Origin of the sequence: Microbacterium lacticum (assembly GCF_006716815.1) — a bacterium.
Taxonomy (GTDB): Bacteria; Actinomycetota; Actinomycetes; order Actinomycetales; family Microbacteriaceae; genus Microbacterium; species Microbacterium lacticum.
Genome location: NZ_VFPS01000006.1, coordinates 1 through 18,535, shown reverse-complemented (window position 1 = coordinate 18,535; position 18,535 = coordinate 1). Strand labels below are relative to the sequence as shown.

Annotated in this window: 21 protein-coding genes and 2 pseudogenes; 10 read left to right on the top strand and 13 right to left on the bottom strand. The window is 69.1% G+C overall.

Annotated elements, in window-relative coordinates; all coding sequences use genetic code 11:
* Window positions 1-6: 6 nt before the first annotated feature.
* Window positions 7-1,518 carry an SPFH domain-containing protein gene (locus FHX68_RS13210; protein WP_268239152.1) on the bottom strand — a complete coding sequence of 504 codons (1,512 nt, stop codon included), beginning with the start codon at window positions 1,516-1,518 and terminating at the stop codon, window positions 7-9.
* Between the two features lie 120 nt (window positions 1,519-1,638).
* On the opposite strand from FHX68_RS13210, the gene FHX68_RS13205 reads away from it, so the two are divergent.
* On the top strand, window positions 1,639-2,019 hold the full coding sequence (locus FHX68_RS13205; protein WP_229661592.1) for a DUF4870 domain-containing protein: 381 nt from the start codon (window positions 1,639-1,641) through the stop codon (window positions 2,017-2,019).
* Here FHX68_RS13205 and FHX68_RS13200 read toward each other — a convergent pair.
* Window positions 2,012-2,838 (bottom strand): annotated as a pseudogene (locus tag FHX68_RS13200) (DUF5996 family protein). The gene FHX68_RS13205 and the pseudogene FHX68_RS13200 sit on opposite strands and share 8 nt — an antisense overlap.
* Window positions 2,839-2,921: 83 nt before the next feature.
* On the opposite strand from FHX68_RS13200, the gene FHX68_RS13195 reads away from it, so the two are divergent.
* Window positions 2,922-3,857: an aldo/keto reductase gene (locus FHX68_RS13195; RefSeq protein ID WP_229661593.1), complete on the top strand. Its 936-nt coding sequence runs from the start codon at window positions 2,922-2,924 to the stop codon at window positions 3,855-3,857.
* A gap of 114 nt (window positions 3,858-3,971) precedes the next feature.
* On the top strand, window positions 3,972-5,360 hold the full coding sequence (locus FHX68_RS13190; protein ID WP_141381047.1) for a glycine--tRNA ligase: 1,389 nt from the start codon (window positions 3,972-3,974) through the stop codon (window positions 5,358-5,360).
* An 82-nt stretch (window positions 5,361-5,442) separates the two neighbouring features.
* On the opposite strand, the gene FHX68_RS13185 is transcribed toward FHX68_RS13190, so the two are convergent.
* From FHX68_RS13185 to FHX68_RS13140, 11 genes and pseudogenes are all read right to left on the bottom strand, one after another.
* Complete coding sequence (locus FHX68_RS13185; protein ID WP_229661594.1) at window positions 5,443-5,991, bottom strand: GNAT family N-acetyltransferase; 549 nt, start codon at window positions 5,989-5,991, stop codon at window positions 5,443-5,445.
* 194 nt (window positions 5,992-6,185) lie between these two features.
* The gene (locus tag FHX68_RS13180; RefSeq protein ID WP_141381046.1) at window positions 6,186-7,028 is read right to left on the bottom strand and encodes a hypothetical protein; all 843 of its coding nucleotides are present in this window, start codon (window positions 7,026-7,028) and stop codon (window positions 6,186-6,188) included.
* 161 nt (window positions 7,029-7,189) lie between these two features.
* A complete protein-coding gene (locus FHX68_RS13175) occupies window positions 7,190-7,759 on the bottom strand; it encodes an HhH-GPD-type base excision DNA repair protein (protein ID WP_141381045.1) in 570 nt (189 codons plus the stop codon).
* Window positions 7,760-7,763: 4 nt separating this feature from the next.
* Window positions 7,764-8,510: a phosphotransferase gene (locus FHX68_RS13170; protein ID WP_141381044.1), complete on the bottom strand. Its 747-nt coding sequence runs from the start codon at window positions 8,508-8,510 to the stop codon at window positions 7,764-7,766.
* Window positions 8,511-8,538: 28 nt separating this feature from the next.
* Complete coding sequence (locus FHX68_RS13165) at window positions 8,539-8,796, bottom strand: type II toxin-antitoxin system RelE family toxin (protein WP_141381056.1); 258 nt, start codon at window positions 8,794-8,796, stop codon at window positions 8,539-8,541.
* A 30-nt stretch (window positions 8,797-8,826) separates the two neighbouring features.
* Entirely contained in the window at window positions 8,827-10,344 is a 1,518-nt protein-coding gene (locus FHX68_RS13160; protein ID WP_141920091.1) for an IS1634 family transposase, read from the bottom strand.
* Between the two features lie 115 nt (window positions 10,345-10,459).
* A complete protein-coding gene (locus FHX68_RS13155) occupies window positions 10,460-10,708 on the bottom strand; it encodes a type II toxin-antitoxin system prevent-host-death family antitoxin (protein WP_141381621.1) in 249 nt (82 codons plus the stop codon).
* 66 nt (window positions 10,709-10,774) lie between these two features.
* Window positions 10,775-10,870 (bottom strand): annotated as a pseudogene (locus FHX68_RS13150) (HhH-GPD-type base excision DNA repair protein); the annotation flags it as partial.
* 63 nt (window positions 10,871-10,933) lie between these two features.
* A complete protein-coding gene (locus FHX68_RS13145; RefSeq protein ID WP_141381620.1) occupies window positions 10,934-11,998 on the bottom strand; it encodes a hypothetical protein in 1,065 nt (354 codons plus the stop codon).
* 213 nt (window positions 11,999-12,211) lie between these two features.
* The gene (locus FHX68_RS15310) at window positions 12,212-12,370 is read right to left on the bottom strand and encodes a hypothetical protein (RefSeq protein ID WP_170214316.1); all 159 of its coding nucleotides are present in this window, start codon (window positions 12,368-12,370) and stop codon (window positions 12,212-12,214) included.
* Between the two features lie 18 nt (window positions 12,371-12,388).
* Window positions 12,389-13,390 carry an IS481 family transposase gene (locus FHX68_RS13140; RefSeq protein WP_141920291.1) on the bottom strand — a complete coding sequence of 334 codons (1,002 nt, stop codon included), beginning with the start codon at window positions 13,388-13,390 and terminating at the stop codon, window positions 12,389-12,391.
* Between the two features lie 361 nt (window positions 13,391-13,751).
* Between FHX68_RS13140 and FHX68_RS13135 the strand changes: the two genes are divergently transcribed.
* The 7 genes from FHX68_RS13135 to FHX68_RS13105 form a co-directional block, all read left to right on the top strand.
* Window positions 13,752-14,159, top strand: a complete 408-nt coding sequence (locus FHX68_RS13135; protein WP_141380048.1) for a GNAT family N-acetyltransferase — start codon at window positions 13,752-13,754, stop codon at window positions 14,157-14,159.
* 176 nt (window positions 14,160-14,335) lie between these two features.
* Window positions 14,336-15,973: a protoporphyrinogen/coproporphyrinogen oxidase gene (locus FHX68_RS13130; RefSeq protein ID WP_141380049.1), complete on the top strand. Its 1,638-nt coding sequence runs from the start codon at window positions 14,336-14,338 to the stop codon at window positions 15,971-15,973.
* Between the two features lie 96 nt (window positions 15,974-16,069).
* Entirely contained in the window at window positions 16,070-16,465 is a 396-nt protein-coding gene (locus tag FHX68_RS13125) for a hypothetical protein (protein WP_141380051.1), read from the top strand.
* 1 nt (window position 16,466) lies between these two features.
* On the top strand, window positions 16,467-16,877 hold the full coding sequence (locus FHX68_RS13120; RefSeq protein WP_141380052.1) for a phage holin family protein: 411 nt from the start codon (window positions 16,467-16,469) through the stop codon (window positions 16,875-16,877).
* The gene (locus FHX68_RS13115) at window positions 16,867-17,139 is read left to right on the top strand and encodes a hypothetical protein (RefSeq protein WP_141380054.1); all 273 of its coding nucleotides are present in this window, start codon (window positions 16,867-16,869) and stop codon (window positions 17,137-17,139) included. Before FHX68_RS13120 ends, FHX68_RS13115 begins: the two co-directional genes overlap by 11 nt.
* Window positions 17,140-17,328: 189 nt before the next feature.
* Window positions 17,329-18,132 (top strand): uroporphyrinogen-III synthase, encoded by an 804-nt coding sequence (locus FHX68_RS13110; protein ID WP_141380056.1) that lies wholly within the window; start codon window positions 17,329-17,331, stop codon window positions 18,130-18,132.
* A gap of 85 nt (window positions 18,133-18,217) precedes the next feature.
* A partial coding sequence (locus tag FHX68_RS13105; protein ID WP_141920289.1) for a hypothetical protein occupies window positions 18,218-18,535 on the top strand: 318 nt, incomplete at its 3' end.

Here is an 18,535-nt window from a genome sequence, read left to right as displayed (position 1 = left end):
GGAGGCTCAAACGGTGGATGCCTCGTCGGCGGGAGCGCCGGTCGCGGTGGCATCCACCGTGGCGCCCTCCGCCGAAACCGCCCGCACGTCCCGCGCACCGGAGTCGCCGCGCCCGCCGGAGCCGCCGCGCCCGCCGGAGCCGTCGCGCCCGCCGGAGCCGCCCCGCACGCCCGTGTCGCCCTGCAGCCCCTGCGCCATGCCGCGGCCGGTCGCCTGGCCCTGGATCACCTGGCGCAGGTCGATGCCCGTCGCCGCCTCGATCGCGTCGAAGCTGGCCCGCATGCTCGAGGCCGACTCGGCCGCCATGTGCGACGACGCGCCCTCGCCGCCGAGCACCGTGATCTGGCCGACCTTGTCGAAGCCGCGGGCGAACTCGGTCATCATCGGCACAAGCGCCTCGAGCGCCCGCTGGGCGAGCAGCGCCTCCTGGTTCTTGGACAGCGCCTCGGCCTCGGCCTCGATCGCCGCGGCGCGCGCCTCGCCGACCAGGCGCACCGATTCGGCCTCGGCCTGGGCGCGCAGGCGTGTCGCCTCGGCCTCCTGCGCGGCGATCTGGGCGCGGGCCTCGGCGGCCTTCACCTCGCCGTAGGCGGCGGCGTCGGCCGCACGCTGACGCTCGTAGAGCGAGGCATCCGCGACCTTCTTGATGTCGGCGTCGAGCTGCGCCTGCTTGTTCTCGGCGCCCTGCAGCAGCACCGCCTGCTCGCGCTCGGCGCGGGCGAGGGCCTCGGCCTGATCGGCCTCGGCGCGGGCGCGTCCGACCTCGGCCGCCGCGGCGGCGGAGTTCTTGTCGAACGCGGTCTGCTCGACGAGGTTCGCCTCGTCGGTCGCGATCTGCCGGGCGCGCACCTCGCGGGCCGCGTTGATGCGGGCGACCTCGGCCTCGCGACGCACGCGCTCGACCTCGGTCGCGCCGAGCGCGTCGATGTAGCCGTTCTTGTCGGTGACGCCCTGGATCTGGAACGAGTCGAGGATGAGCCCCTGCGCGAGCAGGTCGCTCTTGATGCCCTCGGCGATCTGGTCCGACAGCTTCTGCCGGTCCTTCATGAGCTGCTCGACCGTCAGCGTCGCGACGACGCCGCGCAGCGCGCCCTCGAGCTGCTCGGTCGTGAACTGCTCGATCGCGCCGTCCTGGCTGAGGAAGCGCTCCGCGGCGCGGCGGACGAACTCCGGGTCGGAGCCGATCTTCACGAGCGCGACGCCCGACACGTTGACCGTGACGCCGTTGGATGCCTGTGCCGTCGGCTCCATCTTGATCTGGCGGGCGCGCAGCGAGATCATCTCTGCCCGCTGCGTGAGCGGGTTCACGAGCGCACCGCCCCCGGTGATCACCGAGATGCGCGAGGACTCCCCGGAGGCGTTCTTCTGGCTCTTGCCGACCACGACGAGCGCCTGGTCGGCCTTCGCGACCTTGTACCAGGCCCGCACCATGACGAGCAGGAAGATCAGGAGGATGATGGCGGCGACCGCGGCGATCGAGACGATCACGAGCGTCCCACCGGCGGCGAAGATGTCCACGGAGCGAACCCACTTCCTTGTCGATGTCCTTCGACCGTATCGGGTGCCCCGGCCCAGCCCGCCCCGAAGTGTCGGGATAACCCCCGCGGACATGTCCGCATCGCCCCCTAGGCTGAGAGCATGACCACTCCGCCGAACCAGCCCCCGCAGTACTCCGGCTACGCCCCCGTGCAGCCGATGAGCCCCGCCGACGAACGGCTGTGGGCGACGCTCGTGCACATCGGTGGCATCTTCTTCAACTTCATCCCTGCCCTGATCGGCTACCTCGTGCTGAAGGATCGCGGTCCGTTCGTGCGCGCGCACACGGCGACCGCGCTGAACTTCCAGCTGACCCTGCTGATCGCGAGTGTCGTCGCCGGAGTGCTCACGATCGTGCTCATCGGCTTCGTGCTGCTCGCCGTGATCTGGGTCGCGAACATCGTCTTCTCGATCATCGCCGCGATCAAGGCCAACCGGGGCGAGTGGTACACCTACCCCGCCACGATCCGCTTCGTCAGCTGAGCACCTCGGGGTCGGCGGCCGCGACCCGGCCGTCGCCGCCCGCCGCGACCTGCGGCCAGTCGCCGGTCTCGGCCCCCGCGGCGAACGTCGCGCGCAGGAACGCGAGCAGCAGCCCGTCGGGGTCGCTCGACTCCCGCACGGCGCGGTACGGCAGCACGAACTCGCCGAGCTCCGCGTCGAACGCGGCGCCGGGCACCCCGAGATCGCGCTCCCGGAAGCCGGGCGGCTCGGGATAGGTGTACGAGTAGAACGCGCCCTCGTCGGCGCCGCCGGGCCAATACCCGGCGCTCGAGACCTCGGCGTCGTACGCCTCGTGCATCACCCAGTCGGGGCAGTTGGGCACGCCGCCCGGATGCTCGGGCGCGGGTCGTCCGCGGCATCGTAGGCGGCGTGGACCGTGTCATCCGGGAACGGGATGACCGCGGGAAGCTCCACCGGCACCGGGTAGATCCGCGCCGGCACGTCGAGCTCGTCGAGCACCCGCTCGATCTCGGCATAGAAGTCGGCGACCGTGCACGGGCGGAGTTCGATCGCCCGGCGCGCACCGTCGGTGCGCTCGAAGACGAGCTCGTGGTGCACGAAATCGAAGCGCACCTCGAGCCCGTGCGCGCCGCACGGCATGAGCGAGGTGCTGAGCCCCCGGGCATCCACATACAGCGCCACGTTCCACCAGTGGTTCAGCTTCGGCGTGAGCGCCATGCGCAGCTTTCCCACCATCTGCGTCCACAGCTGCAGCGTGTCGCGGGTGTCGGCCCAGTCGGCCACGGCCAGCGCGGACCAGCGGATTTCGCGGTCATCCCCCTCGTCGAGCACAGTCATACGGCCACTCTGACAGGCCGCTCCGAGCCGCGGCAGGGGTCGACCCGTGAGACCGACGCGGTTAGCATCGACGGATCCCTGCTGTGAAGACCGTGCCCCTCGGACCCACCACGCTCACCGTCCCGAACGTCGTTCTCGGGCTCATGCGCATCGCCGAATCGTCGGACGACGAGGTGCGCACCCTGGTCGGGGCGGCGCGCGACGCCGGCATCGACTTCTTCGACCACGCCGACATCTACGGTCCGGAGCTCCACGCGTGCGAGCGCCGCTTCGCCGAGGCGCTGCGCCTGAGCCCGTCCGAGCTCGCCGAGATCACGATCCAGACGAAGGCCGGCATCGTCAAAGACGGTCCGTACTACGACTTCTCCTACGACCACATCGTCACCTCGGTCGAGGGATCGCTCACCGCGCTCGACACCGACTACATCGACATCCTGCTGCTGCACCGCCCCGACCCGCTCGTCGACCCCGACGAGGTCGCCCGCGCTTTCGACCACCTCGAGCAGAGCGGGAAGGTGCGTGCCTTCGGCGTCTCGAACCACACGCCGCGCCAGATCGACCTGCTGCGCGCGTCGGTGCGCCAGCCGATCGTCGCCGACCAGCTGCAGCTGTCGTTCCCGCACTCGCCGATCATCGCGCAGGGCGTCGCGGCGAACATGTCGGGGGTCGCCCAGGCGGCCACCGAGGACGGCGGCGGCATCGTCGACTACTGCCGCCTCCACCAGATCACGATCCAGGCGTGGTCGCCGCTGCAGTCGGGGACGGATGCCGGGGTGTTCCTCGGTTCGCCCGCCTACGCCGAGCTCAACGCGGTGATCGACCGGCTCGCCGCCCAGTACGACGTGCCGCCGCTCGCGATCGCGACCGCCTGGATCACCCGCCACCCCGCGCAGATGCAGGTCGTGCTCGGAACCACCACGCCGTGCCGCGTCACCGACGCGGCGCAGGGCTCCGACATCGCCCTGACGCGCCCCGAGTGGTACGAGCTGCTCCGCGCCGCGGGGCACCGCATCCCCTGATCGCGCGCCGCGCGCGTCGATGACCGACACGGTGGCGCGGATAGAATCGAGGGATGCCGCGTCGCGGCATCCCTCTTCTTCGCGCCCTCCGCGCACGCGACCATTGGAGCCACCGTGGCCGAGCAGTCCCGCCTCGACAAAGTCATCGCCCTCGCCCGTCACCGCGGGTTCGTGTTCCAGGCGGGTGAGATCTACGGCGGCTCCCGGTCGGCGTGGGACTACGGCCCCCTCGGCACCGAACTCAAGGAGAACATCCGGCGGCAGTGGTGGCAGACGTTCGTGCGCGGCCGTGCCGACATGGTGGGCCTCGACTCGTCGATCATCCTGCCCAAGCGCGTGTGGGAGGCATCCGGTCACGTCGCGACGTTCACCGACCCGCTCGTGGAGTGCCTGCACTGCCACAAGCGCTTCCGCGCCGACAACCTGATCGAGGACTTCGAGGCGCGCAAGGGCCGGAAGGCCGAGAACGGCCTCGCCGACATCCCGTGCCCGAACTGCGGCACGAAGGGCCAGTACACCGAGCCGAAGGCGTTCTCGGGTCTCGTGAAGACCTACCTCGGCGTCGTCGACGACGAGTCGGGGCTGTACTTCCTGCGCCCCGAGACCGCGCAGGGCATCTTCGTGAACTTCTCCAACGTGCTCACCGCCTCGCGCAAGAAGCCGCCGTTCGGCATCGGCCAGGTGGGCAAGGCGTTCCGCAACGAGATCACGCCCGGCAACTTCATCTTCCGTACCCGCGAGTTCGAGCAGATGGAGATCGAGTTCTTCACCCCGCCCGCCGAGGCGCAGGAGTGGTTCGAGCACTGGGTCGCCGCGTGTTGGAACTGGTTCGTCGACCTCGGGATCGACCCCGAGAACATGCGCCAGTTCGACGTGCCCGAAGACGATCGCGCGCACTACTCGGCCGGCACGATCGACGTCGAGTACCGCTTCGGGTTCCCGGGCAAGGAGTGGGGCGAGCTCATGGGCGTCGCCAACCGCACCGACTACGACCTCAACTCGCACACCGAGGCGTCGGGTCAGTCGCTGACGTACTTCGACCAGGCATCCGGCGAGAAGTACGTGCCGTACGTGATCGAGCCGTCGTTCGGTCTCACGCGCTCGATGATGGCGTTCCTCGTCGACAGCTACCGCGAGGAGGAGGTGCCGAACGCGAAGGGCGGCACCGACACCCGCACCGTGCTGCGCCTCGACCCGCGTCTCGCGCCGGTGAAGGTCGCCGTGCTGCCGCTCTCGCGCAACGAGCGGCTCTCGCCGCTGGCCCGTTCGGTAGCCGACACGCTGCGCGCGCAGGGCTGGAACGTCGACTTCGACGACGCCGGCGCGATCGGCCGCCGCTACCGCCGTCAGGACGAGATCGGCACGCCGTTCTGCGTCACGGTCGACTTCGACTCGCTCGACGACGACGCTGTGACCGTGCGCGACCGCGACACGATGGCGCAGGAGCGGCTGCCGCTCGACGGGCTCGTCGCCTTCTTGAGCGAGCGGCTGCGCGGGGCCTGAGGGTCGGGCGCGCGTCACGGCGGGCGGGCGCGGTCGGCGCGGACGGGCGCGGTCGGCGCGGACGTCACGGACGCAGGAGAAATCACGCAGGCAGGATGGATGCCCCGGTAACCGTCCTGCCTCGGTGATTTCTCCTGCCTCGGTGATGCGCCGCGGCGGAGCCTGGGGCTAGTCGTGCAGGACGACCTGGTAGAGGCTGTTGAGAAGCGGTGTTGTGCACCAGCGTGCTGGCCTCGATGCGGTGCAGGCGAAGGGTGTCGCGGGCTTCCGCCACGATCGCACCGACCGCCGCGGAGGCGAGGCCTCTGCCCAGGTGGTTCCGGTCGACCCAATAGCCGAGGCCGGCGCTCTGAAACGGGCCGCGGCTGATCCCGGCGAGGTTGAACCGGCCGATGATCTCCGTGCCGTCGACGAGGGCGAGGGGATATCCCTCGCCGGCCGCCGTGGCGATGAGTCTGCGTTCGATGTCCTCCCGTTGGAAGCGCTCGCTGAAGAACCCCTCGTCGCGGAGCGGCTCCCACGGAGCGAGGTGCTCCCTGTTGCGCCGATAGGCCTCGGCGAGCACGGCGGCGTCGCCCGGCTGGACGATCCGCACGGTCACATCCGGCGCGATGCTTCGGGTCTCGAACACTCGTCGATGCTAGCCGCCGCCCGTCCCGGTGCAGGGAAAGAGCGCCTGAGGCATCCCGCGCCGTGCCTCACCAGGCCTGACCGGGCATCACCGACGCAGGAGATATCACGCACGCAGGACGGAAACCCCGGCAACCGTCCTGCCTCGGTGATTTTTCCTGCCTCGGTGACGCCGCCCGCGGCGCGGGTCGGCGCTCAATCGAGCGCGAGAAGACTGGGGTGACGCGCCAGCCCGTCGCGCCCGTGCGTGGCGAAAGTCGTCATGATGGCGGCGAGGGGAGAATGAGATCCCTGCAAGAGCAGCGGGGAGCTGTCGGGGAACTGGCAGACCAGCGTGAGCTCGCGGACCTCCGGAAAGACCGCGGTGATCGCGCCGTAATCGAAGCTCAACCACCGACCTGACGCGTTGACGACCAGGCGCCGGTTGCTCACGAGTACGTGCGCCGTCTGCCAGTCTCGCCATTGCTCGGCTGCCTGAGCGCGGGCGTTCGAGCGGGCGATCCCGTTCGCGATTCCGCTCACCGCCATCGCGCCGATGACGAAGGCCGGATGCCCGTAAGCGAAGCCGCCGCCGCTCGAGTAGTGCACGTCTTGGCCGTAGTAGCGGGCATACGTCATCGGGACGGCGGCGAAGAACCGTTCTCCGGCATACGGCGGCACATTCCACTGGTCGACGGACGCCGGGACGTTGCCGGAAAGAAGCGTTCGACGAAACGCGCGCGCGTTCTCCCACGCTTGAGCGTGCGCTTGCTTTTCGCCCATCTGTGAGAGCTCCGCTCGAGTGAAATGGCCTTTCCGCCGCCGCGCGCGGCGGTGCACAGAGACGCCTTGCCCGAGCGCGATCACCAAGAGGATGAGGGGCACGGCGGCCCCCAAAACAAGGAGACCCAGTCCGCCGAGTGCCGCGCCCGGTGGGATCGTGCCGGCGGAAGACGCGTCCCTCGCAGGCGCGGTGATCACCTGCGCACCCCACACGCACAGCACGTACACGAGCGGCGCGAGCGCGAGCGGGATGAGCCATCTCAGGTGAGTGCGCATGCCCCGACTCTAGCCGTGGCATCGCGCCAGGCATTACGGACGCAGGAGATATCACGGAGGCAGGACCGAACCCCAGGCATCCGTCCTGCCTCGGTGATTTCTCCTGCCTCGGTGAGGCGGCTGGCGGCCCGCGGCGCGGGCAGGGCCGAAGCCGCCGGGGCTCAGCCCTTGGCGGCCGCCTTCGCGGCGCGCTTGAACTCGCGCACCTTCGTCAGCGACTCCGGCGAGGTGATGTCGGCGACCGACCGGAACGACCCGTCTTCGCCATACGGGGCGGATGCCTCGCGCCAGCCTTCCCCGGTGAAGCCGTACTGCTTGCCCAGCAGCGCGAGGAAGATCTTCGCCTTCTGCTCGCCGAAACCGGGCAGCGCCTTGAGCCGCTTCAGCACCGTCGCCCCATCCGGGTCGCCCTCCGTCCACAGCGCCGCGGCGTCGCCACCCCAGTCGTCGACGAGCGCCTGGCACAGCGACTGAACCCGCGCGGCCATCGACCCGGGAAAGCGGTGCACGGCCGGCGTCTCCTTGAAGACGGATGCCAGGGCATCCGGATCGTACGCGGCGATCGCCGCGGCATCCATCGACCCGGTGCGCTGCTCGATCTTCAGCGGCCCGGTGAACGCCGTCTCCATCGCGACCTGCTGGTCGAGGAGCATGCCGATCAGGAGTGCGAGGGGGTTCTCGGTGAGGAGGGTGTCGGCGGCGGCGTCGCCGGTGATGTGCAGGTCGGGCATGTGTTCAGTCTGCCAGTGCGTTCAGCCAGATGTCCTGGTGTGCCTCGACGTAGCGTGTTGCTGCCGACCAATGCGCGCCGTGACCATTGACGTACATGGATGCCCACGGCTCCCGGCCAGCGGGGGCTGCATCCTTCAACAATGTGTGCATCGCAGCAGCCCTTCGACCCATCTCCGCTGGTAGCGCTGTGCGAGTCGCCTCGTCCGCACCGTAGCCATCGACGAATGCGGCGAGGTTGCGGGCTGCGGCGTGCGGCGACTGGCTCGGATCATTCAGTGTGAAGGCCTGCGTTGCGTATGCCAGGTCCCACAGGCGTGTGCTCGGCGCTGCGGCATCCCAGTCGATGAAGACCCATCGCTCGCCGATGATGAGGTTCCACGGTGCGAGGTCGTTGTGGCACACAAGCTCACACCCCGGCGCAGGTATGGCACTCTCCCACGTCGCGTTCTCCGGCGGTATGAACTCCGCGCTTGCATCGTGGATGGCGCGCACAATCGACCCGACCCGCGTCAGATCGTCGAGAGCCATGGGCGCCAGATCCATGGCTCTCGTCCCGTGAACGAACTCTTGAACTGAGCGCCCATCCTCGTCTTTCCCGAGAGGCTGGGGAACATCCACACCAGCCGTAAGGACCGCCCGGACGAACGCCGTCACACTGGGTGTGGCGGCGGTCCACGGCTTGCGCACTGTTTCTCCGACGTGCAGGACGCGGTCAGTGGCGTTCCCGCCCGAGAGCGTGTGTTCTTGCATCGGTCAGATGTCCATTCGTGGTGGAGGCTCAGCGGTAGACCTCGCGGCGGTGACCGATCGCCAACACGAGGATCACCACCTCGCCATCGTTGACGTCGTAGATGACGCGGTAGTCGCCGACGCGGATGCGCATCTCGCCGCTGCCGCCCGTGAGCTGCTTGCAGCCGTGAGGTCTGGGGTCAAGCGCGAGTGCGTCGATGGCGGAGAGGATGCGTCGTGCGATCCCACGGTCGAGCTTGCGCAGCGACTTCAATGCTGATTGCGCATACCTGATCTCATACCGCACGAGCGGTGATCAGACCTGGATCGTGTCAGATTAGTGCCCCACGCCCGGCCGGAGTGCGGCGATGATGTCGGCGGCTTCCCCCGTTGGCGGGGTGGTCGCGGTGAGTTCGTGTCCGTCGATGGTGATCGTGACGTCACGCAGCGGGCGCAGCGCGCGGACGATACGGCGGACCGTCACGCCGGTGGTCTTGTAGAGGTGCCGGCTGATCGCGAGAGCGCAGAACACGACGGTGAGGTGCGCGTGGATCGAGTCCGCGGTCGACGCGAACATCGGCCTCGCCCGCAGGTCGGTCTTCGCCATCCGGAACGTCGCCTCGACCTGGAACAGGTCATGGTAGGCCGCCACGATCTCTGCAGCGGAAGCCGTCGCGGTGCTGAGGTTGGTGACGTACCCCTTGAGGCCGATGTATTCGCGGGCCTTCTCGACTCTTGCCCAGTTCACGCCGGGCCCCGTGCCGAGGGTGACGAACCGGTCCTTCTTCGCCGGGCGGGTGCCGGCAGCGATCTGCTCGGCGCGTTCGATCTGCTTGTTCAACGTGATGTTGTCGCGGATCTTCCGCTTGTGGGAGTACTGCCACACCACTCGCCGCTCCCGCGCGTTCACACCCGCACCCATGGTTCGGGTGGTCTCGACCGTCTCCCCATCGGTGACGATGTTCCCGACGGTCGCGTAGTGCTCGGCGAGATCGTATGGCGCGGAGGAGGTGCGGGAGCCGACGATGAAACCGAACCCGGCGTCCTCCAGCCGGTTCAGGTTCGCTGCGGACAGCATGCCGGCGTCCGCGACGACCACGACCTCAGTCGCGGAGTGACGTTCGCGGAACTGGTCGAGGACGGGCAGCAGGGTGAGGGTCTCGCCCCTGTTGCCCGCGAACTCGTGGACTTCGAGGGGGAACCCGCCCTGGTCCACGAGGAGGCCGACGAGGATCTGCGGGTCGACGCGGCGCTCTTTGCTCATCCCGACCTTGCGGAGCTTGTCTTCACGCTCCGCCTCGAAGTAGAGGGTGGTGACGTCGTAGAGCACGACGGTGAGCGGGCCAGATCGGGTCGCATGCGCGTAGGCTGCGGCGGCGATCTTCGACCGCCAGTCCTGCTCAACGCTGCGGGCGAGGGTCCGCCACACGGTCGACAGCGACGGCGCACCCGGGACACCAAGCTCGTCCCACACCCGCAGCGTGTCCGCCTTGCTGGTCGGCTCGACGACGCGGGCCAGGACCAGCTTCTTGAATGTGTCGTTGCCGACCGCGTCGAACCCGAGACGGGCGTAGGCGTCCTCGAGGACATCCCACAACAACCTGGACCTCGACCCGGTCACCGTCGGCGCGGTCGTGGCCGGCGGCGTCGCGCCCAGCCCGTCCAGATCGAACGGGACATGCCCGGCCAGCTCCGCGATCCGCTCCCGCGCGATCGCGACCAGCACCGCGAGCTGCTCATCGTCGTGCGCGGAGCCGAGGTGCTCCACGATCGTCCGCACACCACGGGTCTTCGACGCGATCTGCACCGCCGTCGCACCCGACGCGGTGCGCACCTTCCGCACGAACCACCCCACCGAGCGAGTCTAGATCGACGCCGTTAGTGCCCCGCACGAGGCACCAACACCCCCGGAAAATCAAGCCTCAACGATCCTCAACCCGCGAAATCACCCGACGGTGACACGATCCAGGTCAGAGGCCGAACTCGGCCATCACATCCGCGTGAGCTACACGGGGATCGCTTTCATTGCGGGCGGCTGCGGCGGCACGGATATCCGCCTGATCCTCCAGCGCTTCCAGCGCCCGGTCGAAGAAGTCCGCTGATACGACGACCGCTCGACGCCCTACGCCTCGGGACGTGATTTCGACGGGCTCACGTTGCGCTGCGGCGATGTAGTCGCTCTGGCGTGCGCGGAACTCGGAGAGGGTGATCGATGTCATGCACTAATGGTACAACTTGTACAAGATGCTCACAAGCCCTCGGGTGTGCGCACTACGTGGTCAGCGCACCTGCTGGTCGAGCAGCATGCCGATCAGCAGCGCCAGCGGGTTGGCGGTGAGCAGCGCGTCGGCAGCCGCGTCGTCGGTGATGTGCAGGGACATGGGGTCTAGTGTCCCCTATGCATTGAATCGGCGGGTGACCCGGGCTCTCCGGGATCGATCAGGTCAACTCAAATGGGTGGTGTTGTCTGCCGCGACCAGGGCTGAATGTGCGAAGTAGCGCGGATTCTTCACGAAGGCGGAGCCGCGGCCGGACTTCTCATGAATGATCGGTCCCTGGCGTTTCGTTGTTGAGGAGGCCTTCTTTGGCGACAGGAGGAAGACCTGTACTTGCGCACCTGGTTCCCATCCGTTCTTGAGGCAGTACCCCATAACCTTCGCGAGATCCCTATCGGCAGGCGCATCGGATAGCGAAAGGCGCTTCACCTCCTCTAGATTCCAACGTGCTGGAACGATTCGTTCTTCGACTCGCGGAAAGTATGGCTCGATCTGCTTGTTCAGATAGAAGCCGACGTGAGTGACCTGTGCAATTGAGCGGTCGTTGCCGCAGACATAGGCGGCGACGCGCTCATACATATCGATCGTCTCCGTGGTTGCCGCGATGACCACGACATCTCGCACGGGTGGGACGGGACGTGCGAGGGCGATGGCCGACACGCTCTGGATGCCTTCGATCCACTCTCTTGCATGGGGATCGATCCACTCGACAAGGGAGAGAAGCTTCTTGAGTTCGATGCCGGGATCAAAATCGAGAAGTGAATCCTGGTGTGCGCATCGGTTTCGCAGGTTGCGCATGTCTGTGACTGCCTTGTGGACAGCTTCCCTGGTGCCAGGTGATCCAGGGAAGACGTGACGGAGATGCTTCCGCCAGAGTTCTTCATTGGCCGGGCGTTGCTCCAGGAGGTTGGTCCAAAAACCCAGGGTCAGCTCAGAGATGATCGCATCAGGCGTTGCCACTTTCGTGGTTGCGTCCATCCGCCGCTCCGTTGCCTTCACCACGCTTTCGAGTGCCTGCTGCCAGGGGTAATCGAGCGGGTGGATGGTGGAGAGACGAGTCATCATCGAGTTTCGGAGCAACACTTCCGTGTGGTGGAAGCACTCAAAGAGCGCCGACGCGACCCGGGCGTTCCACTCGTACAAGTCCCACGCCAGTTGCTCATCGTCGTCGCACGCTGTCAAGAATGGGGCGAACCTCGCAGGAGAGACCCAATCCACCCGTCGCACAGTCATCCGTGTTAGTCTCCCTCTATCCCGCCTCTGTCATCTTAGATGGCACGCGGTCAGAGGGTTCGTCGTTGCCTATGCTCTTCGGGAGTACGCATGGCGAACCCTCCACTTTTCGTGGCCTCCGCTGTTGTACGGGTGTCCGCCTCTGGTCGCGCGGACGTGCGTGAGACAGGCGGAGTGTCTTCAGTCGACGTTTTGCTTCCTCTCGGCCTGATGCTAATCGGTTGAAATCGCTGGATCTTCTTTGGCTATCACGGATGGCCGGAGGTCACTACGTTGCATCGCGATGTGGCGGTCGAGCAGCATGCCGAACGCAAGCGCGAGCGGGTTGTCCCTGAGCAGTTCGTCGGCAGCGGCGTCGCCGGTGAAGTGCACGGCAATGAGGCAGGTCTGCTAGGTGTACTTCCCCGTGAGGTTGTGAACGCGGGCTGAGGGGGTCTGGCCGCCGATCCCGGTGTGGGGTCTGTGGTGATTGTAGTGATGCAGCCAGGTCTCGTAGGCCGCGGCTCGCTCTGCTTCGCTGGCGTAGGGCTTGGCGTAGGCCCATTCGGCGGCGAGGGTGCGGTTGAAGCGATCGACCTTTCCGTTGGTCTGTGGCCGATACGGCTTTGTCCACTTGTGCTTCACGCCGTCGCCGAGCGCGTCCGCGAACGCGTGTGACCGGTAGCACGCGCCGTTGTCTGTCATCACGGCGGTGACCGTGACTCCGAGGCTCGCGAAGAACGCGTTCGCGCGGGTCCAGAACCCTGCCGCGGTCTCCTTGCGTTCGTCGTCGAGGATCTCCGAGTACGCGACTCTCGAGTTGTCGTCGACGGCGTGGTGCAGATACCGGTAGCCGCGGGAGCCGGCCGCTCCTGCCCGTGCGGCCTTGTCACGGACGGATCCCGCGGCACGGTCCTGCGCCGATCCGCGGCCGAAGGCGCGCCAGCCGCCGCCATCAGGGATCCGGCCCTGCTTCTTGATGTCGACGTGGATCAGCTGGCCCGGTCTTGCAACCTCGTACCGCTTCGGCGTCGGCTTGCGGAATGGCAGCCCGGTGGCCTGATCGATGTTCACGAGCTTCGGCATCCCATACCTGGCCAGCACCCGGCCGACCGTCGAGCGGGCAAGGCCCAGGTGATACGCGATCCGGTGCGGACCCCACCGGCGGGTGAACCGCAACGACACGATCCTCCGCTCCGTCTTCCGCGGGAGCCGGTTCGGCGAGGTCTGCGGCCTCGAGCTGCGGTCCGTCAACGGCAGCCCGGCCCGATACCGGTCGACCCACCGTTTCGCCGTCGCGGGCGAGCACTGGAACCGTTCCGCTGCCCGCCGCAACGACCAGCCCCGATCCACGACGAGGACAGCAAGACGACGACGCCCTTCCGGCGTCAAAGGCGCGTTAGCGTGAGACACGAAGACCTCCGTGGTCAGGATGCGAGTGTGGTAACCCACATCCTGCCCGGAGGTCTTCGCCTACCTCACCCGTTCACAACCTCCCGAGGAAGTACAGCTAGGAGGTGGGCGGGCCCGTGTGGGCGACTCTCGACATCGATCTTCCGCGCGTGCGTGCAGCGGTCATCTCCGCCCTCGCCGGCACAGTCGGTGATTGACGCCAGCTCCGGATCGCCGCGCCGACGTCGTCGGTGGTGTGCAGCTGGGGTAGGGGCCCCATCTCGCAGTGCGTCGTCTCGTCGCGCCATCACGCTGTGGGCGCGGTCCACGCGACCGGCATTGGCACGGGAGGCCGCCGTCGCCGGTGGGCGAGACTTGGCGGATGGACTACGACCTCGACGACGACCCGTCTCGCATCCAGCCCGACGTCGTGTGGGGGTGGCTCTCGACGGAGGCCTACTGGGGACGTCAGCGCAGTCGCGCCGACGTCGAGACCCGGATCTCCGGCGCGTGGCGCGTCGCCGGGGCCTACCGGCGTGACACCGGCGAACAGGTCGGCTTCGCGCGGGCCGTGTCCGACGGGGTGAACTTCGCCTACCTTGCCGATGTCTTCGTGATCGACGCTCACCGCGGCCACGGGCTCGGCAAGCGGCTGGTGAAGCTCATGGTCGACGACGGCCCCGGATCGAGCTTCCGCTGGGTGCTATTCACCAGCGATGCGCACGGCCTGTATCGACTGTTCGGCTTCGCGGCGCCGGATGACACCGCCCTGGTCCGGCCCGCGCGCTGAGCTCGCGACGCTCCTGCGGTCCGACGGCGGTCAGGCGTCGGTCTTCGGCCACGACGTCGTGCGCCGTCCGCGCACGGGAAGGGCACCGGCCTCCCGCGCCGGCCCGCCGAAGTAGGTCAGCCGCACCCGACAACTCTAGGACGCGACGGCCCGCGCCGTCCTGCGAGGATGGAGGCATGGCCGATTCGACCGAACCCGCGCGGGGAGCCGACGCCCTGTTGCGCGCGCGGCGCACCCGCGTCGTCGTGGTCGGCGGGGGCGTGGCGGGGCTCGTCTCGGCCCTCGAGTGGGCGAAGATCGGCGCACAGGTCACCGTGCTCGACGCCGCGGGACGCCTCGGCGGGTCTCTCGAGACCGCGCTGCTCGACGGCATCCCGGTCGATCTCGTCGCCGATGCCTTCCCCGCGCAGGCACCCGCGCTCGCCGGTGTCATCGACGAGCTGCGCCTGCGCGCCGACGTCGACGAGGCCGCGCCGCTTCCCGTCTGGATCGCCGGCCCGGCAGTCGCCGGGCGCGCCTCGAACGCCGCACCGCTCCCCGAGGCGACGGTGCTCGGCATCCCATCGAACGCCTGGGCCGACGACGTGCGCCGGGTGATCGGCTGGCGCGGAGCGTGGCGCGCCTATCTCGATCGCCTGCGACCGCCGCTCACGGTCGGGCACGAGCGCAGCCTCGGCCGGCTCGTGCGACAGCGCATGGGCGACCGCGTCGTCGACCGCCTCGTCGCCCCCGTCACGCGCGGCCTCTACGGCCTCGATCCCGACGAGGTCGACGTCGAAGCCGCCGCGCCCGGCCTCAGCACCGCGCTCACCCGCACCGGCTCGCTCGCCGGAGCCGTGTTCGACCTGCTGGCGCCGGACGGGGACGGCGACGGCTCGGCGACGGCCCCCGCGACCCGTGCGACGCTCCGCGGCGGCTTCGGCCGGCTCGCGACCGCGCTCACCGAGCGGCTGCTCGACCTCGGCGCCGACCTGCGCGTCGATCACCGCGTGACCTCCCTCGCCGCCGCGCCAGACGGCACGTGGACGGTCCGCGCGCCGGCGCCGGATCAGGCGAGGGATCAGGCGCCGGATCAGGCGACGGATGCCGCGGCCGCCGTCCCGAGCGCGGCCAGCCCTACGGGCGAGGTCGTCGTCGAGGCGGACGTCGTCGTGATCGCGACCGGCGCGCGGGTCGCGGCGGCGCTGCTGGACGGTGCGGGCATCCCGGTCGGCGCCGATGCGCCCGCGGCTCCCGTGCGCGACGTCGTCGACCTGGTGGTCGTCACGCCGGCTCTCGACGGCGCGCCGCGCGGACGCGCCGTCTATCCGGTCGTCGCGCCGGGCCGTGCCGCCCCGGGCGCGGCGGGGGCTGACACAACGCCCGACGTGGCGTCCGCCGCGCTGTCGGTCACTCTGCCCTCCGCCGAGTGGCCCTCGCTCGCCGCTGCGGCCGGCCCCGGCCGGCACGTGCTGCGCGTCACGCTCGACGCCGACGCCGCCCGCTCGGATGAGGCGACGATCGACCTCGCCCGCGGCGGGGCCGCCGCCCTCCTCGGCGTCGACCTGCCCGAACCGCACGCCGCCGGCCGGCGAACGGTCGTGCTCGAGCCTCCGGCATCCCGCCTCGGCCACGCCGAACACGTGACCGCGGTTCGCGGGCTGACGTCCGCCCACCCGGGCCTCGCGGTGGTCGGTTCGTGGGTCGCCGGCTCCGGCGTCGCCGCGATCGTCGCCGACGCGCTGGCGGAGAACGACCGCATCCGCAGCGCCGTGCTGTGGCCGGGCGAGGGCGCCCCGACGTCCGATGCGGGGGACGAGAGCGCCGGGCGCTAGCAGTGCCACCACCTGAGCGCAACCGCGGATGCCGGAATCGGCATACGGGGCTAGTCTGAGACGACATCACCATCGCTTTCGACCGTGAGGGGCACCATGAAGGGCAAGATCGGGATCGTCGCGGGGCTCGCCGCGGGGTACGTTCTCGGCGCACGCGCCGGCCGGGAACGCTACGAGCAGATCAAGACGGGGTTTCTGAAGGTCTCGAACACCGACCCCGTGCAGAAGCAGGTCGCCAAGGCGAAGGAGCTCGGCAAGTCCGCCGCGTTCGCCCTGCCGAGCGCGCTGTGGGACGGCGCCGTCAAGGTGACCAAGGCCGCCTCGAAGACGGGCACACCCGGGCAGAAGCTCGACTCGGCCATCAAGGCCGGGAAGGACTCGTCCGACGAGGTCGCCCGCGGCGCCGAGACGACCGCCGCCGAAGTGAAGAAGACGGCCGACAAGGCCGTCGCCGACGCGAAGCGCGAAGCGAAGAAGGCGACGGACAGCTGAGATGACCACGCCCCGCGGATTCCGTGACCGCTCCGACGACAGCCTGTTCACGCTGATCGGAGAGGTCCCCGAGCTCGTTCGCAACCTGATCGTCGCCGAGATCGACTCGGCGAAGAAGTGGGTGAAGTTCGCCGGCAAGCAGGCGGGGCTGGGCGGCATGTGGTTCATCGTCGCGCTCTTCTTCCTGTTCTGGCTGATCCCCGCGCTCGGCGCCTTCACGATCATCGGGCTGTCGTCGTGGATGCCGGCGTGGGTGGCATCCCTCATCGTCGTCGGCGTCTTCGTGGTCGTCATCGTCGTCGCGGCCCTCCTCGGCCTGCAGCGGTTCAAGAAGCTCTCCAAGAGCGAGAGCCCCGCCAAGTCGATCACCGTCGACGCCCGCATCGTGAAGGACGTGGCAGATGAGTATTGAGTCCCCCGTGCCCCGCACCGCCGTGCCGCTCGGCATCACCGATCCCGTCGAGAGCGCGCGGGCGGAGTTGAAGGCGGCGCTGTCGGCGATCGAAGAGAAGATCAACGTGCCCAAGCGCGTCGCCCGCAAGACCGACGAGGCGGTGACGGCGGTGCGCAGCTTCGCCCGCACGAACCCGACGGGCGCCAAGGCCGCCGCCGTGGGGCTCGCCGCAGCGGTGGGGCTCGTCGTCTGGGGGATCGTGCGGCTGTACACCCGGTGACGGCCGCCGCCGTGATACCCCTGGCAGGCCGGGGGTATGCTCGTGTACCAGGCAGTGGCGATGACGCGCAGCTGCCGGCCCGCCGACCCGATCAGCACGGCGCCGTCCTGCACCGCAGACGGCCCGCGGCTACGGCAGGGCCGGACGCGCGAATCCCGTGCGCCCGACGGAGCACCACGAGAGTCGAGCATGAACACAGATCTGCAGGCCGCGACGGCCGCGAAGCCCCTCAAGGGCTGGCGCGTGCTCGTGCCGCGGGGCGGTCCGTGGGGTGACTCGGTGGCGGCGACGCTGCGGGCGCAGGGCGCCGTTCCAGTGATCGCTCCGCTCATCAACTTCGCTCCGTCGACCGATCAGGCCACGCTCGAGGCGGCGCTGGCCGATCTCGCGGCGGGCGCATTCGACTGGGTCACGCTCACGAGCGCGACCACTGTCGACGTGCTCTACGCGTACCGCGCCGAGATCCCGGCGACGACCCGCGTCGCCGCCGTCGGCGAGACGACCGCAGCCGCCCTGTCGGCCGTCGGCTACCGCGTCGACCTCGTGCCCGACGACGACAACTCCGCCGCCGGCATGGCCGACCAGCTGCTCACCCTCGAACCCGAGCCGCGGCGCATCCTGACCCTCCGCAGCGAGATCGCTAAGCCCGTGCTCACCCGCCGGCTGAGCGAAGCCGGCCACGACGTGCGCAGCGTCGTCGCCTACCGCACCGTCGGAGTGCCCGTCACCGAACGCATCGCGCACGACGTCGAAAGCGGTCGTATCAACGCGATCCTCGTCACGAGCGGGTCGGTCGCCGAGCAGGTGCGCCTGCAGTTCCCCGACATCCCGGCATCCACGATCATCGCCGCCATCGGGCCGCGCACCGCGAAGGATGCCCGCAAGGCGGGTCTCGGCGTCAACGCCGTCGCGCGCGAGCAGACCGTCGACGGGCTCATCGCCGCGGTGCAGAAGTTCCCCCTGCCGCACGCCACGGACGAGTTCGCCGTCTGAGGCCGTCTCGCGCCGGATCTTCGCGCGCCGGATCGTTGCGGGTCTGTGAGCTTCGCGGCATACGGACGCTGGCAGACTGAAACGCATGGTGACGCTGCTGTTGGATGCCACGCGGCTGGAGGTCGTGCTCTCACCGATCGAGCGTGCGCTCGCGAGGCGCAGCGACCCGGTGCACGTCGACCGGTTGCACATCACCAAGGTGCAGCTCACCGACGACGCGTGGACGTGGCTGCGCGGGGTGCCGAACCCGGGCACGCACATCCGCGGCACGGTCGCGATGGGCACGTGGCGCTCGGCCGGCGCCGCCGATTTCGTCGTGGTGCGCCGGAAGCTGCCCGCCGTCGTCATCGACCTCGAGGGCGATGACGAGTTCACGCGCCTGGTGCTCACCACCGGGCACGGA